Source organism: Shinella zoogloeoides, from assembly GCF_030733845.1.
In the GTDB taxonomy this organism is placed as follows: Bacteria; Pseudomonadota; Alphaproteobacteria; order Rhizobiales; family Rhizobiaceae; genus Shinella; species Shinella zoogloeoides_C.
Window position 1 is genome coordinate 3,435,074 of the sequence record NZ_CP132311.1, and the last position, 14,917, is coordinate 3,449,990.

The 14,917-nt window shown below is 66.4% G+C and carries 13 protein-coding genes; 7 read left to right on the plus strand and 6 right to left on the minus strand.

Annotated elements, in window-relative coordinates; all coding sequences use genetic code 11:
* The first annotated feature begins 171 nt into the window (after positions 1-171).
* Entirely contained in the window at positions 172-675 is a 504-nt protein-coding gene (locus Q9316_RS17935) for an invasion associated locus B family protein (RefSeq protein ID WP_306032921.1), read from the plus strand.
* A 52-nt stretch (positions 676-727) separates the two neighbouring features.
* Here the strand turns inward: Q9316_RS17935 and Q9316_RS17940 are convergent, their stop codons facing one another.
* The 5 genes from Q9316_RS17940 to hglS form a co-directional block, all read right to left on the minus strand.
* A complete protein-coding gene (locus Q9316_RS17940; RefSeq protein ID WP_306032922.1) occupies positions 728-1,696 on the minus strand; it encodes a MerR family transcriptional regulator in 969 nt (322 codons plus the stop codon).
* A 118-nt stretch (positions 1,697-1,814) separates the two neighbouring features.
* Positions 1,815-3,047, minus strand: coding sequence for a pyridoxal phosphate-dependent aminotransferase (locus tag Q9316_RS17945; RefSeq protein WP_306032923.1), 1,233 nt, complete (start codon positions 3,045-3,047; stop codon positions 1,815-1,817).
* Positions 3,048-3,053: 6 nt separating this feature from the next.
* A complete protein-coding gene (gene amaB, locus Q9316_RS17950; protein ID WP_306032924.1) occupies positions 3,054-4,577 on the minus strand; it encodes an L-piperidine-6-carboxylate dehydrogenase in 1,524 nt (507 codons plus the stop codon).
* 21 nt (positions 4,578-4,598) lie between these two features.
* Complete coding sequence (locus Q9316_RS17955) at positions 4,599-6,017, minus strand: FAD-binding oxidoreductase (RefSeq protein ID WP_306032925.1); 1,419 nt, start codon at positions 6,015-6,017, stop codon at positions 4,599-4,601.
* 10 nt (positions 6,018-6,027) lie between these two features.
* Positions 6,028-7,425, minus strand: coding sequence for a 2-oxoadipate dioxygenase/decarboxylase HglS (gene hglS, locus Q9316_RS17960; RefSeq protein ID WP_306032926.1), 1,398 nt, complete (start codon positions 7,423-7,425; stop codon positions 6,028-6,030).
* Positions 7,426-7,540: 115 nt separating this feature from the next.
* On the opposite strand from hglS, the gene Q9316_RS17965 reads away from it, so the two are divergent.
* A complete protein-coding gene (locus Q9316_RS17965; RefSeq protein WP_306032927.1) occupies positions 7,541-8,434 on the plus strand; it encodes a LysR family transcriptional regulator in 894 nt (297 codons plus the stop codon).
* Positions 8,435-8,555: 121 nt separating this feature from the next.
* The gene (locus tag Q9316_RS17970; RefSeq protein ID WP_306032928.1) at positions 8,556-9,839 is read left to right on the plus strand and encodes an NAD(P)/FAD-dependent oxidoreductase; all 1,284 of its coding nucleotides are present in this window, start codon (positions 8,556-8,558) and stop codon (positions 9,837-9,839) included.
* Positions 9,840-9,886: 47 nt separating this feature from the next.
* Here Q9316_RS17970 and Q9316_RS17975 read toward each other — a convergent pair whose 3' ends face one another.
* Positions 9,887-11,086: an MFS transporter gene (locus tag Q9316_RS17975; protein WP_306032929.1), complete on the minus strand. Its 1,200-nt coding sequence runs from the start codon at positions 11,084-11,086 to the stop codon at positions 9,887-9,889.
* 110 nt (positions 11,087-11,196) lie between these two features.
* Between Q9316_RS17975 and Q9316_RS17980 the strand changes: the two genes are divergently transcribed.
* The 4 genes from Q9316_RS17980 to Q9316_RS17995 all read left to right on the plus strand — a co-directional run bounded on the left by Q9316_RS17980 (position 11,197) and on the right by Q9316_RS17995 (position 14,912).
* Positions 11,197-12,018 carry an AraC family transcriptional regulator gene (locus tag Q9316_RS17980; RefSeq protein WP_306032930.1) on the plus strand — a complete coding sequence of 274 codons (822 nt, stop codon included), beginning with the start codon at positions 11,197-11,199 and terminating at the stop codon, positions 12,016-12,018.
* Positions 12,019-12,157: 139 nt separating this feature from the next.
* Positions 12,158-12,937 carry a precorrin-6A synthase (deacetylating) gene (cobF, locus tag Q9316_RS17985; RefSeq protein ID WP_306032931.1) on the plus strand — a complete coding sequence of 260 codons (780 nt, stop codon included), beginning with the start codon at positions 12,158-12,160 and terminating at the stop codon, positions 12,935-12,937.
* The gene (cobG, locus tag Q9316_RS17990) at positions 12,934-14,283 is read left to right on the plus strand and encodes a precorrin-3B synthase (RefSeq protein WP_306032932.1); all 1,350 of its coding nucleotides are present in this window, start codon (positions 12,934-12,936) and stop codon (positions 14,281-14,283) included. The genes cobF and cobG overlap by 4 nt, the downstream gene beginning before the upstream one ends.
* Positions 14,280-14,912: a precorrin-8X methylmutase gene (locus Q9316_RS17995; RefSeq protein ID WP_306032933.1), complete on the plus strand. Its 633-nt coding sequence runs from the start codon at positions 14,280-14,282 to the stop codon at positions 14,910-14,912. Before cobG ends, Q9316_RS17995 begins: the two co-directional genes overlap by 4 nt.
* The last annotated feature ends 5 nt before the right edge of the window (positions 14,913-14,917 follow it).

Here is a 14,917-nt window from a genome sequence, read left to right on the forward strand (position 1 = left end):
AATTTGTCCCGGTGCGGCGCGGAAAGACCTTTGTAAAATGCGTGCATGTTGACGGTTTGGTAACCTGAATTAAGTCAAAATAAATCAAATCGTCATCATGCGTGGCCGACACCGGCATCGAAGGCGCGCCCTTCGGCTGGAAATCATTGGCAAGACAACCGGCAGGAAAACATGTTCGTAAGAAAGCTCGCAACCGCACTCGCCCTCGTCCTGACGACCGCAGGCGTTGCCTCGGCCCAGACGCCGACGCGCATTCAGCAGTTCAATGCCTGGGGCGCCTACTCCTACCAGGCGAACGGCGGCAAGGTCTGCTACGTGCTCTCCGTCCCCAAGGAGAAGAACCCGGCGGGTGTCGACCACGGCGACGTCTTCTTCCTCGTCTCACAGCGCCCGGGCCAGAACATCAGCTACGAGCCCCAGGCGATGATGGGCTATCCGCTGCAGGAAAACTCCAAGGTCAACGTCGTCATCGACGGCCGCAGCTTCGTGATGTTCACCAAGGGCAATTCGGCCTGGGTGGAGAACGCCGCGGAAGAACCGGCGCTCGTGGCGGCCATGAAGAACGGCAAGGACATGCAGGTGCAAGCGAAGTCGCGCCGCGGCACCGGCACGGCCTATTCCTATTCGCTCTCCGGCATTTCGGCGGCACTGAAGCAGATCGAAGGCTGCCGCTGAGGCATCGACCCGACACGTTAAAAAGGCCGGCATCAAGCCGGCCTTTTTTGGATCAGGCCGCGCTCGGCCGAGAGGCGATCACGCCCTCGGTTCGCGACCGGACGGCGGGCGTCGCCAGACACATGGCGACCGCTTCATATCCCCGCGCACCCTTCCGGGGTACTACAGCCATCGGCACATCGTGGTTGGCGGGGCAGTAGAGGATGCTTTCCCCCACCCTGATATCGGCAAGGTCGAGGATCGACGAGGAGCGTGTCAGCAGGAAGAGCGGCCGGTCGCCAAACGGCCGCAAACGCAGATAATGCCGCAGCACCTGCTGCGTGGCCTGGTCCAGTCCCTGCTCCACCATATCGACGACAAGGACGGCCGCCGCCGAGCGTTCCATGGCGGCAACCAGCGCCGTCAGCGCGGGTGACGGGTCTGCACCTTGCGCGGCAAGCATCCGGAGGTGCGCATCACTCCGCGCATCGGTCTCCACGGCGCCGCCATCGTCCAGCCGCTCCAGCCCGATAAAGGCGGCATTCGGAACGGTTTGCGCGATCGCGCGCGCCAGCCGCGTCTTGCCGCTGCCGAGGGGACCGGTAATGTAGGTGATGGGCGCCAGGGCGGGCAATTCGAACCGCTCACCGCCCCACGGCCAGGGCAATGCCAGCGAAACCACCTCGGTCGCATTCGCCGTCGCCGTCAGATTGTCCCGCACCGCCTCGACGGATTGAACAGTCTCGGCGATCCGGTCGAGCTGGCGTTTGAGGCCCGCCTGATGCCGTGCGAGCGCCGCCTTGAGGTCTTCTGCGCCACTCGAAAAAACGTGCTTGATCTGCGAAAGGCCCATATCCAGCCGGCGCAGGGCGACGATGTCCCTGGCGCGCGCCATCTCGCTCGGACCGTAGATCCTCCAGCCGGCGGCGGTGCGCAGCGGCGCCAGCAGGCCGTGGCGCTCGTAAAGCCGTAGAGCCTTTGCCGAAATGCCGAGTTCCCTTGCCGCCTCGGCGGCGGTCAGATGAAGGCCAGACTTGCGCACGAATCACCTCCCTGTCGTTCACCGCCGCTTTATGAGGCCGGCCCCAGGGGCCGGGTCAACGAAAAAGCCCGCCGCAGGCTGGCTGCAGCGGGCTCAAGAGGGTCGAAGGCGGGCGGGCTCAGGAAAGCTGCGCGCAGGCCGCCGCGATGCGCTTCAGCGCTTCCGTCAGTTCCGCTTCCGAGGTGGCATAGGAGATGCGGAAATAGGGCGAGAGGCCGAAAGCCGAGCCGGGTACGACGGCGACATGGGCGTCTTCGAGGAGGTAATCCGTAAAGTCGCTGTCCGCCTCGATGAGTTTGCCCTTGGGCGTCACCTTGCCGATCACCCCGGCGCAGCCGGAGAAGGTGTAGAACGCACCCTCAGGCGTGCGGCAGGCGAGACCCGGAATGGCGTTCAGCGCCGAGACGACGAGATCGCGGCGATGCTTGAAGCTCGCCTGGCGCTCCTTCAGGAAGTCCTGCGGGCCGTTGAGCGCTTCGACCGACGCGGCCTGGCTGACGGAGGACGGGCAGGACGTCGCCTGGCTCTGGATCACCGCCATGGCCTTGATCAGCGCCTTCGGGCCGCCGGCATAGCCGATGCGCCAGCCGGTCATGGCATAGGCCTTCGAGACACCGTTGATCGTCAGCGCGCGGCTCTTCAGGCGCGGCTCGATGGCAACAGGGGTCACGAACTTGAAGCCGTCATAGACGATGTGCTCGTACATGTCGTCGACCATCAGCCAGACATGCGGATGGCGCAGCAAAACGTCGAGCAGCGGACGATAATCGGCCTCACTGTAGGCGGCGCCCGAGGGGTTGGACGGCGAATTGAAAAGCACCCAGCGGGTCTTCGGCGTGATCGCCTTTTCGAGCTGCTCGGCCTTCAGGCGGAAACCGGCCTCCGCGTCGCAGGGGATCAGCACCGGCACGCCGCCGCAGATTTCCACGATGTCGGAATAGGACGTCCAGTAGGGCGTCGGGATGATCACCTCGTCGCCCGGATTGACCGTCGCCATGAAGGCGTTGAACAGGATCTGCTTGGCGCCCGTCGCGACGGTGACTTCGTCGACCGCATAATCGATGCCGTTCTCGCGGTGGAATTTTTCGCAGATCGCCTTCTTCAGCTCCGGCGTGCCGTCGAGCGCGGTGTATTTGGTGTCGCCGCGGTCGATGGCGGCCTTTGCAGCCGCCTTGACGTTGTCGGGCGTATCGAAATCAGGTTCGCCGGCGCCGAGGATGATGACCGGCAGGCCTTCCTTCTTCATGGCAGAGGCGCGGGCGCCGATCTGCAGGATTTTGGAAACGCCGATGGCGGCGATGCGCGAGGCGGGTACAAAACCCGCCTCCTCGATCTTGGTCTGGCTGTTCATCTCGGCTTACTCGATATCGAAGGAGACGCCCTGGGCGAGCGGCAGGGCCTTCGAGTAGTTCACCGTGTTGGTGGCGCGGCGCATATAGGCCTTCCAGGCGTCGGAGCCGGATTCGCGGCCGCCGCCGGTTTCCTTCTCGCCGCCGAACGCGCCGCCGATCTCGGCGCCGGACGTGCCGATGTTGACGTTGGCAATGCCGCAGTCCGAACCGTCAGCCGACAGGAAGCGCTCGGCCTCCTGGACGTTGAGTGTGAAGATCGACGAGGAGAGGCCGGCAGCAACGGCATTGTGGTCATCCAGAACGGCATCGAAGTCGGAATACTTCATGACGTAGAGGATCGGCGCGAAGGTCTCTTCGAGGACCGGGCCGGCCTGCTTCGGCATTTCGACGATGGCGGGCTTCACGTAGTAGGCCGTGTCCTTGCCGGCTTCCGTGACACGCTCGCCGCCGGTGACGGAACCGCCTTCGGCCTTGGCCGCCGCCAGTGCCTTCTGCATGCCGTCGAAGGCTTGCTTGTCGACGAGCGGGCCGACGAGGGCGGAGGTTTCCAGCGGGTTGCCCACGGATACGCTCGTATAGGCCTTCTTAAGGCGCGGCACGAGCTGGTCGTAGACGCTGTCATGCACGAAGAGGCGGCGCAGCGTCGTGCAGCGCTGGCCGGCGGTGCCCATCGCGCCGAAGGCGATGGCGCGCAGCGCCATGTCGAGATCGGCCGAGGGGCAGACGATGCCGGCATTGTTGCCGCCGAGCTCGAGGATCGAGCGGGCGAAGCGCTTGGCGAGGCGCGGGCCGACTTCCTTGCCCATGCGGGTGGAGCCGGTGGCCGAGACGAGCGCGACCTTGTGGTTGTCGACGAGGGCTTCGCCGATGGCGCGGTCACCGATGAGGACCTGGCTGAGGTTTGCCGGGGCATCGCCGAAGCGGGCGATGGCGCGATCGAGGATCGCCTGGCAGGCGAGACCGGTCAGCGGGGTCTTTTCAGAGGGCTTCCAGACGATGGAATTGCCGGCAACCAGCGCCAGAGCCGCATTCCACGACCAGACGGCGACGGGGAAGTTGAAGGCCGAGATGATGCCGACGACGCCGAGCGGATGCCAGGTTTCCATCATGCGGTGGCCAGGACGCTCGGTGGCGATGGTGAGGCCGTAGAGCTGGCGGGAAAGGCCGACGGCGAAATCGCAGATGTCGATCATTTCCTGCACTTCGCCGAGGCCTTCGGAGGTGATCTTGCCGGCTTCGATGGAAACGAGGCGGCCGAGATCGGCCTTGGAGGTGCGTAGCTCCTCGCCGAGCAGGCGCACGAGTTCGCCGCGCTTCGGCGCGGGCACGAGACGCCATGCCTTGAAGGCTTCGTGCGCGGCATCGATAGCACTGTCGGTCTCGGCGGCGGAAATCGTCTTCAGCTTGCCGATCTCCTCGCCGCTGACCGGGCTGTAGGAGGCCATGTCACCACCCTGCCAGGTGCTGCGTGCAACGCCCAGCTTGTCGAGAAGGGCTTCCGTTTCCTTTTTCACGTCGATGGTCGTCATGGGTATCTCCCTGTTGTCCTGTCAAAATGTCATGGCGCCGAGCGGGCCCGGCGAGGTGATGGTCTTCAACCCGGATGCCAGCTTGCGAAGCTCGTCCGGGGTGTATTTGTCGTAGAAGGCTTGGTTCTTGCGGCCGATGGCATGCTCTGCGCTGAAGCTGCCGTCGAACTGCTCGACCGCGACGGTGAAGACCCAGGCGCGCAGGTCCGTCTCGAAATCGGGATCGGCAAGGCGCGGGTCGTCTTTCGCGACGACGAGATTGAAGTGCACGCCGCCATCGCCGATATGGCCGAAATCGCAGATCGTCACATCCTCGAAATGATCGGGCATGGCCGCCTTCATATGGGCGAGGAAGGGCATGATGTCACCCCGGCGGAAGGAGAGATCGAAGGCGATCAACCGACCGCTATGCTTCACGCCCTCCGACAGCGCATGACGCAGCGCCCAGATCTCGTGCGGCGGGCCGACGAAGGCGTCCGCAAGCGGCGCGTCCTCCCGCTCCCAGACCGCCGCCAGCACCTCCTCCAGCACCGCATCGAGCGGCTGCTCGCCCTCGCGTGGAAGGCTGGAGCGGGAGATTTCCGCGAGGATCACGAAATCCGGCACCACGCCACCCTGGAAGGGATTACGCAGCGAAGGCACATGGTCAAGCGCGGCGCGCACCGCATTGCCGGACATGCCCTCGAAGGCCGAGAGGTAGCTGCCGAGCGCATCTTCCATGGCAACGAGCAGCGTCGCGACCTGTTCGGGCGAGGACGGCACGAGCAGCGCCGCCGCGGACTGTTTGGGCGCGGGCTCGAGGTTCAGCACGCATTCGGTGACGATGCCGAAGGCGCCCGAGGTGCCGATGAAGAGCTGCTTCCAGTCGATGCCGGTATTGTTCTTGCGAAGGCCCGACGAAAGGTCGAGCACGGTGCCGGCCTCGTCGGCGAGAACGACGGTGAGGCCGAGCGTGTTGCGGCGCACGTCCCCGTAGCGCAGGAAGCGCGAGCCGCCGGTATTCGTCGCGATCATGCCGCCAAGGCGCGGATCGGCGCCGAGGTCGATCGGGAAGAACAGGCCGCTTTCCTCCAGCCTGCCGTTGAGATCGGACAGGCGCAGGCCCGCACCGGCCTTCACCGTACGGTTCACGCGATCCAGCTTGAAAGGCGCGGTCAGGCGGTCGAGGCTCAAGATGCCCTGGCGGCCGCTATCGTCCGGCGTCGAGCCGGAGACGAGGCCGGTATTGCCGGACTGCGGCACGAGCGCGATGCCGCTCTGCACGCAATAGGCGACGATGGCGGATACTTCGGCGGTCGAGGCCGGCCGGGCGACGAAGGCGGCGCGGCCCTTGTCGTAGCGCGCGCCCGTCTCATAGGCGGCCATGTCGGCAGGCTCGGTGAGAAGCCCCTTCTCACCGGCAAGGCCTTTCAGCGCTGCGATATGGCGTTCCTCGATCATTGCCTGTCCGTCACTCCGCGGCGGCAGCCATGTTGACGATGCCGAGGCACATTTCAAGCGAGGCGCGCTCGATACCGGCATAGTGGGCGAATTCGTCCAGCACGGCCGCGCCGAGATCGCGCTCGAACATCACCTGGTTGGGGCTCGCGACAAAATCCTGCGTCGCGTCGTCGCCGAGGTTGGACTGGAAGATACCCGCGGCGCTGACCGGCAGGAAATCCTCGTAGACGATCGGATCGAACTGGATGAGGCCGGCTTCGATCGCCGTTTCGAGATCGGCGCTACGGCCCGTGACGCGCTTGCCCTTCTCCGTCAGGGAGTAGCGGAAATAGCCGAGGCGCGCCTTGCGGATGCCGTCCCAATCATCCGGGAAGGCCTTGAAGACGTCGGCAAGCGCCGCTTCGTACGCGCCGGCATTCGAGCCGTCGGCAGCCGGGCGCACGCACGCGCGGGTCTCGGTGAGCAGCCTGTCGTAGAGCGCGCGCCCCTTCGGCGTCAGCGCCACGCCGCGCTGTTCGATCTCGCCGAAGCGGGCGGTGTGCGAGCCCTTCTGCGCGCTGCCGTCCTCCGCGATGAAGGCGACGGCCTCTTCCAGCGCCTTGAAGGAGGTCTGGCGCAGGAGGATCGGGCAGGCGCGCGTCGGCGGCCCCTCGACCACGGCCTTGGGCGCGATGCCCTCCTGCGGCATGCGCGCCTGCACCTTGTCGATATCGAGTGTGCGGGGCGTCAGGTGGTTGATGTGCGGCCCCTTGAAGGAGACGACGTCGGCAATGAGGCGATGCGCGTCGTGCAGCCGCTTGTACATGTCGGCGCTGACGATGGCGTGGTCGTGCCAGCGGAAGGTTTCCAGCACTTCGCTCACGAAGCGGGCGGCATCCGACCGATCGAGGCCGCCGTCCCGCTCCGCCTTTTCGACCAGCGCGACCGCCGTGTTGGTGAAGATCTTGCGGCCGGCCAGCACCGTGGCGGCCTCCTCGCGCAGCGCCTCGTCGGCGATGAGATCGAGACGGAGCAGCGAGGTGAAGACGCGGAACGGATTGCGGCTGAGGCTTTCCGCACCGACCGGGCGGAAGGCGGTGGAATGCACCGGCACGCCGGCCGTGGAAAGATCGTAATAGCCGACCGGGAACATGCCCATCACCGCGAAGACGCGGCGCATCATGGACAGCTCTTCCGGCGTGCCGAGACGGATGGCGCCGTGGCGCTCTTGCGAAATGCGCTCGAGCGTATCGGTTGCTTCGAGCCGCGCCTTGAGGTGCGGGTCGGCGGACAGCGTCTCGTCGTTGACGTCGGCGACCAGCGACATCAGCGTGCCGTAGGCCGGCACCTCGTCGCGGTACATGGCCGACATGGCGGCGGAGAAATCCGAGCGGATCTTGTCTGCGGAAACGTACGAATTTGCTTTCATGGGAAGCGATCTCATCTTACAAGGTGGGAGGCCCTGATCATTCTCAAAACGGATCATACCGGATCGTTTCCTTGAGCGATCGCGACCGTTCTGACTATGTTGATGCGAGGAATGAATGAAGCTCAGTCGCAGGCTGATCCCCGACGTCACCACGCTGCAGGCGTTCGAATGCGCTGCCCGCCATGGCAGCTTCACCCAGGCGGCGCATGAGCTGAACCTCACCCAGAGCGCCGTCAGCCGACAGATCAAGGACCTGGAGGAACAACTCGGCGTGCTGCTCTTCGAGCGCGTGCGCCAGCGCGTCGTGCTATCCGACGACGGACGCCGCTTCCTGCCGGAAGTGCGCAAGCTGCTGCACCAGACGGAAGAGACCATGCTGCGCGCCATGGCCTCGGCCTCCTCCGAGCACAGCCTCGCCATCGCGACGCTGCCGACTTTCGGCAGCCGCTGGCTGACACCGCGCATTCCGGGCTTCCTTGCGGAAAACCCCGGCACGATCATCAACATCGCCTCGCGTTCCGCACCGTTCGATTTCGACGAGGAGAACTTCGACCTCGCGATCCATTACGGCCAGCCGGTCTGGGCGCGGGCGGCATGCTCCTACCTGTGCAGCGAGGTCATCCTGCCCGCCGCCAGCCCGGACCTTATCGCATCCTGGAACCTCACCGAACCGAAGGATCTCGAAAGGGCGCCGCTGCTTCATCTGGCGACACGCCCGAAACTCTGGGCGCAATGGTTCGAGCTGAACGGCGCTTCGGCGGACACCGCCTATCGCGGCCACCGCTTCGACCAGTTCGCCATGGTGATCGAGTCGGCCGTTGCCGGCCTCGGCTTCGCGCTCCTGCCGAAATATCTCATCGAGCAGGAGCTTGCGAGCGGGCGCCTCGCCGTCGTCTTCGACCGGCCGATGGAGACGGAGAACAGCTATTATCTCGTGGTACCGGAAGGAAAGCTCGAAAACCCGCTGAGCCAGGCCTTTCGCGCCTGGATCGCCAAGGAAGTTCCCTGAAGCAATCCCTTGCCGCCTCATGCAGTCGGGGCATGACCCCGTTCTGAATTTTTGCTTTCGTCATGGTGCCGCTTCGCCGATGGTGCGAGGATAGATTCTCCTTCCGAAAAGACAGACCACCATGCTCAACGACCCGCGCTCCCATGGCCTTTGGGAGATGACCGCCCCGCCCGCTCCCGAAACGGTCGCCTTTTCCGGCGCGGCGGAGGCGGATGTCGTGATCGTCGGTGGCGGCTACACCGGCTTTTCAACTGCGCTGCACCTTGCCGAGCGCGGCACGAAGGTCGTCCTGCTGGAAGGCGCCGAAATCGGTTACGGCGGTTCGGGCCGCAATGTCGGCCTCGTCAATGCCGGCATGTGGGTACTGCCGGACGAGCTGCCCGGCGTGCTCGGCGACCTCTATGGCAGCCGGCTGCTCGAACTGCTCGGCAACGCGCCGCGCCTCGTCTTCGATCTGGTCGAGAAGCACAAGATCGACTGCGAGATCAACCCGGCCGGCACGCTGCACTGCGCCGTCGGCCAGTCCGGCCTCGACGAACTCAAGCAGCGCGCCGAGCAATGGGCGCGCCGTGGCGCGCCAGTGCGGCTGCTCGATGCGGCAGAAACCGCGAAAAAGGTCGGCACGGAAGCCTATGCCGGGTCGCTGCTCGACATGCGCGCCGGCACGATCCAGCCGCTCGCCTATGCGCGCGGCCTAGCCCGCGCCGCGATCACCGCGGGCGCGCAGGTCTTCACCGGCAGCCCGGTGACAGGCGCCGAGCGGAACGGCAAGCGCTGGACGGTGAAGACGCCGCGCGGTTCGGTGACGGCGGATTGGGTGGTCGTGGCGACCAATGCCTATACGGTCGCACCGTGGAACGAGGTGCGTGCCGAGCTCGTGCACCTTCCCTATTTCAACTTCGCCACCGCGCCGCTTTCGGCCGAAATGCAGGCGAGGATCCTGCCCGAGCGCCAGGGCGCATGGGATACGCAGGAAGTGCTGTCCTCCTTCCGCTTCGACAAGCGCGGCCGGCTGGTCTTCGGCAGCGTCGGGGCGCTGCGCGGCACGGGCACCGGCATCCACAAGGCCTGGGCGCGGCGCGCGTTGAAAAAGCTCTTCCCCGATATCGGCGACGTCGCCTTCGAGGCCGAATGGTACGGCAAGATCGGCATGACCTCGGACAATCTTCCCCGCTTCCATCGCCTTGCGGAGAACGTCATCGGCTTTTCCGGCTATAACGGCCGCGGCATCGCGCCCGGCACCGTCTTTGGCAAGACGCTGGCCGCGCTGGTTTCCGGCGAGATCGCCGAGATGGACCTCCCCCTGCCGGTCACCGATCCGGAGGCCCCGTCCTTCCGCGCGGTGCGCGAGGGCTATTACGAACTCGGCGCCCAGATCGCCCATTTCGCGGGCGCCCGCTTCTAATGTCCCCTTGAAGCAAAACGCCCGGCTGAAGCCGGGCGTTTTCTCGTTCAGTGCTTTGCCGGCAGGCGCGGCAGGAAGATCGTCAGGATGCCGAGCAGCGGCATGTACGAGCAGATCTGGTAGACGTAGTCGATGCCATGGCGGTCGGCGACGCCGCCGAGCAGGGCCGCGCCAAGACCGCCGGCCCCGAAGGCGAAGCCGAAGAAGATGCCGGCGATCAGGCCGACGCGTCCCGGCACCAGCTCCTGCGCGAAGACGACGATGGCGGAGAAGGCCGAGGAGAAGATCAGGCCGATCAGCACCGTCAGCACACCGGTCCAGAACAGGTTCGCATAGGGCAGCATCAGCGCGAAGGGGATGACGCCGAGGATCGAGAACCAGATCACGAAGCGCGTGCCAAAGCGGTCGCCGATCGGCCCGCCCATGAACACGCCGACGGCCGAGGCGCCGAGGAAGAGGAACAACATGAGCTGCGCTTCCTGCACGCTGAGGCCGAAGCGGCCGATCGTGTAGAAGGTGAAATAGCTGGAAACGCTGGAGAGATAGGCGTTCTTCGTCGTCGTGAGCAGCACGAGCACGGCCAGCGCCCAGGCAACGCGGCCGCGCGGCAGAGGCAGTTCACGGCTGACGGGAGGACGGCCGGCGGCAAGGCGCCGTTCGCCGGCATACCAGTTGCCGACCCAGGTCAGGATGACCATGCCGACCAGGGCGACGGCCGAGAGCCAGGCGACGCTCGTCTGGCCGAAGGGCAGCACGATGAAAGCGGCGAGCAGCGGGCCGATCGCCGTGCCGGCATTGCCGCCGACCTGGAACATGGATTGGGCAAGGCCATGGCGCCCGCCGGAGGCAAGGCGCGCGACGCGTGAGGATTCCGGGTGGAAGATCGCCGAGCCGAGGCCGATCAGGCACGCGCCGAAGACCAGCATGGGGAAGGAATGCGCATAGGCGAGCAGGATGAGCCCGACAAAGGTGCTGCCCATGCCGACCGGCAGCGAGAAGGGCATCGGCCAGCGGTCCGTGACGACGCCGACGGCCGGCTGCAACAGCGACGCGGTGACCTGGAAGGCCATCGTCAGAAGGCCGATCTGCACGAAATCGAGCGAATAGTTTTCCTTCAGCAGCGGATAGAGCGACGTCAGCAGCGATTGCATGATGTCGTTCAGCATATGGCACGCGCTGACGGCAACGATGATGGAATAGGTTGTGGCGGCGGCGCTGCGCGGCGCCGTGGGAACGGCAGTCGACATGATGTCCTCGAGAATGATCCGCTTTAGTCCGGCGGTTTTTGCTCACATACAAGGATTGCCGGCGGCCTGCTTTTGTGCTGAGGTCCATTTCTTACGCGATTGGGCCAAAGATGGAAAAATTGACAGCGGCGCGCCTCAAGGCGCTGGATGCCGACCACCTGCGCAACCTTGCCCGCATGGAGCAGTCGAACGAGGATGTCCTCGTCCACAGTGCGGATATTCCGGGCGGCTATACCGTGCCGCCGCACCGGCATCGCCGCACGCAGTTCCTTTGCGTTTTCGCCGGCGTCGTGCTGGTGGCGACCGATCGCGGCCGCTGGATGATCCCGCCCGGCCATGCGCTGCTCATTCCGCGCGGCCTCGAACATTCCGTCGAGATGTACAGCGATGTCAGCATGCGCTCGGTCTATATCTATTCGCCCGAGGGACGGGCGGCGTCGCTGGAGCCGGCGGTACTCGAAGTGACCGACCTTGCCCGGCAGCTGATTGCCGAGGCCGTGCGCAAGGGCGCGATGGCGGAGGATCGCGGGCGCGAGGAACTCGTCATGGCGCTGCTGCTCGACGAGATCGGCCGCCTGCCGGAGCGCCGTCTCGGCTTGCCCTTCCCGGTGAGCGGGCGGCTAGCCGGCCTCTGCCGCGATTTCGTCGAGCAGCCCTCGCCGACGGCGAAGATCGACGATTGGGCCAGGCGCCTCAACATGAGCCGGCGCACCTTCACGCGTTTCTTCCGGCAGGAAATGGGCGTCAGCTTCGTCACCTGGCGCCAGCAGGCCTGCCTTTTCGCCTGCCTGCCGCGCCTTGCCGCCGGCGAACCGGTGACGCGCGTGGCGCTCGATGCGGGTTACGAGAGCGTGCCGGCCTTCACCACCATGTTCAAGCGCATGCTCGGCACCTCGCCGCGCGCTTACCTGACGAGCAGGAACGCAGCCTGACCAATTGCCGGGCGTCTCAAAAAGACCGTCAAAGGACGCGATCCGGGGGCTGTTTTCCGTCGGCTTTTGGGATTAGGAAGGGATGCGGGACTCAAGTCGGGCCGCAAACCGGGAGCGCCAGCCGCACGGGAGACGGATTTTGAGAAAGATACTGGTCATCGGGATCGGCGCGGGCAATCCCGAGCACATGACCGTTCAGGCGATCAACGCGCTGAACCGGGCCGATGTGCTGCTCATCCCGCTGAAGGGCGCGGAGAAGGCCTATCTCGCCGATATCAGGCACGAGATCTGCGACCGCTTCCTCACCAATCCCGCCTGCCGCATGCTCGACTATGCCGTCCCGGTGCGCCGCGCCGACGGCGCCTACGAAGACGGCGTCAACGACTGGCACCGCGCCATCGCCGCCATCTACGAGCGCACGCTCCTCACCGAAGTCGGTGAGGACGAGACGCTCGGCCTGCTCGTATGGGGTGATCCGATGCTCTACGACAGCACGCTGCGCATCGTCGATCATGTCCGCACGGCGGGGCACGTCACCTTCGAGACAGAAGTCATTCCCGGCATCACCAGCGTGCAGGCGCTCTGCGCCGGCCACGGCATCGCGCTCAACCGCATCGGCCTGCCCGTCGAGATCACCACCGGCCGCCGCCTCGCCGAAGGATGGCCGGAATCGGCGCGCGATGCGCTCGTCATGCTCGACGGCGTGCAGGCTTTCCGCACGGTGGAGGATCCGGAGGCGGAAATCTGGTGGGGTGCCTATCTCGGCACGCCGCACGAGATCCTCCTCTCCGGCCGGCTCGCCGACATGGCCGAGACCATCACCGAGACCCGCCGCAAGGCGCGTGAGGAGCACGGCTGGATCATGGACACCTACCTGATCCGCCGCCCCGCCGCCGAGGCCGAGGAGGGCGCGGCATGACGGTGCCCCTTGCCCTGACGCAGAATAACGCGGACGCCCTGCGGCGCGGCGCCTGCCCGTCGCTCGCCACCCCCATGCAGACGGGCGACGGCCTTCTGGTGCGCCTGCGCCCGGTCGCGGCCGCGTTGAGCGCACAGGATCTCGTTGCCCTTGCCGGTCTCGCGCGCCAGCATGGCAACGGCCTGATCGAGATCACCGCGCGCGGCAATCTCCAGCTTCGCGGCCTGAGCCACGAAACGGTGCCACGTCTTTCCACCGGCCTTGCCGCCGCCGGCATCGTCCCGCAGACGGGTGTCGCCATCGAGGTTCCCCCGCTTACCGGCATCGACCCGTCCGAAATGGCCGACGCCGCACCCGTCGCTGCCGCACTGCGCGCCGCGCTCGCCGCCGCATCGTTTGCCCTCGCACCCAAGCTCGCCATCGTCATCGACGGCGGCGGCGTTCTCTCCCTTGCCGACATGGTCGCCGATATCCGGCTGGATGCCGTGCCGACGGTGGACGGCGTTGCATGGCGCCTCTCGGTCGGCGGTGACCGCGCGTCCGCAAAAACCGTCGCGCTGCTGCCGCCGGCGAGCCTGCTGGACGGTATCATGACCGTCATCGCGGCACTGGCAGTGCTCGGGCCTGCCGCCCGCGGCCGCGACCTCGATGCCGCGGCACTGTTGGCGGTCCTGCACGCTACGCCTTCCGTCGCGGCCGCTCCCCTGCCCGCCGTTCACCCGCTCGGCGCGCACCGTATCGGCAATGAAACCGTCCTCGGCCTCGCGCCGGCCTATGGTCAGGTCCATGCCCACCGGCTTTCCGCGCTGGCAAAAGGCCTTTCCGCCTGCGGAGCCACAGAATTCCGTCTCGCCCCGCATCGCAGCCTGCTGGTGCGCGGCCTCTCCGGGGAAATGCTGGCCGCGGCCCGCGCCTGCGCCGATCGCGAAGGGTTCTGGGCTTCGGACGATGCGCCCGGCCGCTCCATCTCGATCTGCGCCGGTGCCGCCGGCTGCGCTTCCGCCGGCTTCGACACGCATACGGCGGCCGATGCCCTGGCGGCAGCGGCCGGCACGCTGCTGGACGGCTCCATCGACGTACACCTTTCCGGCTGCCCGAAGGGCTGCGCCCATCCGGCCGCAGCCGCCGTCACGCTCTGCGGCACGCAAGCCGGCATCGGGCTCATCCTCGACGGGCGGGCGAGCGACGGGCCCGTGGCAAGCCTTCCCGCCGATGACCTGCAGCCGGCGATCGATCGCCTCGGCACCTTTTTGCGCGCGCGGCGCCGGGACGGGGAGACGGCGCGGGGCCTTATCGACCGCACGGCGCCCGCCGCCCTCATCTCCGCATATCAAGGCAAACAATGACCCAGTACGACTACATCAAGGATGGCACGGCCATCTATGAAAAATCCTTCGCGATCATCCGCGCCGAGGCCGACCTCGCCCGCTTTTCCGAGGCGGAAGCGGATGTCGCCGTGCGCATGATCCATGCCGCCGGCCTTGTCGAGGCGGCACCGCATTTCGTCTTCTCGCCGGATTTCGTCGGCTCCGCCCGCGCGGCGCTTCAGGCCGGCGCGCCGATCTTCTGCGATGCTGAAATGGTCGCCCGCGGCGTCACGGCCGCCCGCCTGCCGGCGAACAACGACGTGATCTGCACGCTGCGCGATCCGCGCACGCCGGCACTGGCGCAGGAAACCGGCAATACCCGCTCGGCCGCCGCCATCCGCCTGTGGCTCGACCGCATGGCGGGCTCCGTGGTCGCCATCGGCAATGCGCCGACCGCGCTCTTCTACCTGCTCGAACTGCTGCGCGACGGCGCGCCCAAGCCGGCGGCGATCCTCGGCATGCCGGTCGGCTTCGTCGGCGCGGCGGAATCGAAGGATGCGCTGGCGGAAGATTCCTATGGCGTGCCCTTCGCCATCGTGCGCGGCCGCCTCGGCGGCAGCGCCATGACGGCGGCCGCCCTCAACTCGCTGGCAAGGCCTGGACTATGAACATG

Bases quoted from the DNA above. Each gene is read 5' to 3' on its own strand.
- Q9316_RS17975 (WP_306032929.1), bottom strand. From the start codon at position 11,086: ATGTCGACTGCCGTTCCCACGGCGCCGCGCAGCGCCGCCGCCACAACC.
- Q9316_RS17965 (WP_306032927.1), top strand. From the start codon at position 7,541: ATGAAGCTCAGTCGCAGGCTGATCCCCGACGTCACCACGCTGCAGGCG.
- Q9316_RS17945 (WP_306032923.1), bottom strand. From the start codon at position 3,047: ATGAACAGCCAGACCAAGATCGAGGAGGCGGGTTTTGTACCCGCCTCG.
- Q9316_RS17955 (WP_306032925.1), bottom strand. From the start codon at position 6,017: ATGATCGAGGAACGCCATATCGCAGCGCTGAAAGGCCTTGCCGGTGAG.
- amaB (WP_306032924.1), bottom strand. From the start codon at position 4,577: ATGACGACCATCGACGTGAAAAAGGAAACGGAAGCCCTTCTCGACAAG.
- Q9316_RS17980 (WP_306032930.1), top strand. From the start codon at position 11,197: ATGGAAAAATTGACAGCGGCGCGCCTCAAGGCGCTGGATGCCGACCAC.
- cobG (WP_306032932.1), top strand. From the start codon at position 12,934: ATGACGGTGCCCCTTGCCCTGACGCAGAATAACGCGGACGCCCTGCGG.
- Q9316_RS17935 (WP_306032921.1), top strand. From the start codon at position 172: ATGTTCGTAAGAAAGCTCGCAACCGCACTCGCCCTCGTCCTGACGACC.
- Q9316_RS17995 (WP_306032933.1), top strand. From the start codon at position 14,280: ATGACCCAGTACGACTACATCAAGGATGGCACGGCCATCTATGAAAAA.
- hglS (WP_306032926.1), bottom strand. From the start codon at position 7,425: ATGAAAGCAAATTCGTACGTTTCCGCAGACAAGATCCGCTCGGATTTC.
- Q9316_RS17970 (WP_306032928.1), top strand. From the start codon at position 8,556: ATGCTCAACGACCCGCGCTCCCATGGCCTTTGGGAGATGACCGCCCCG.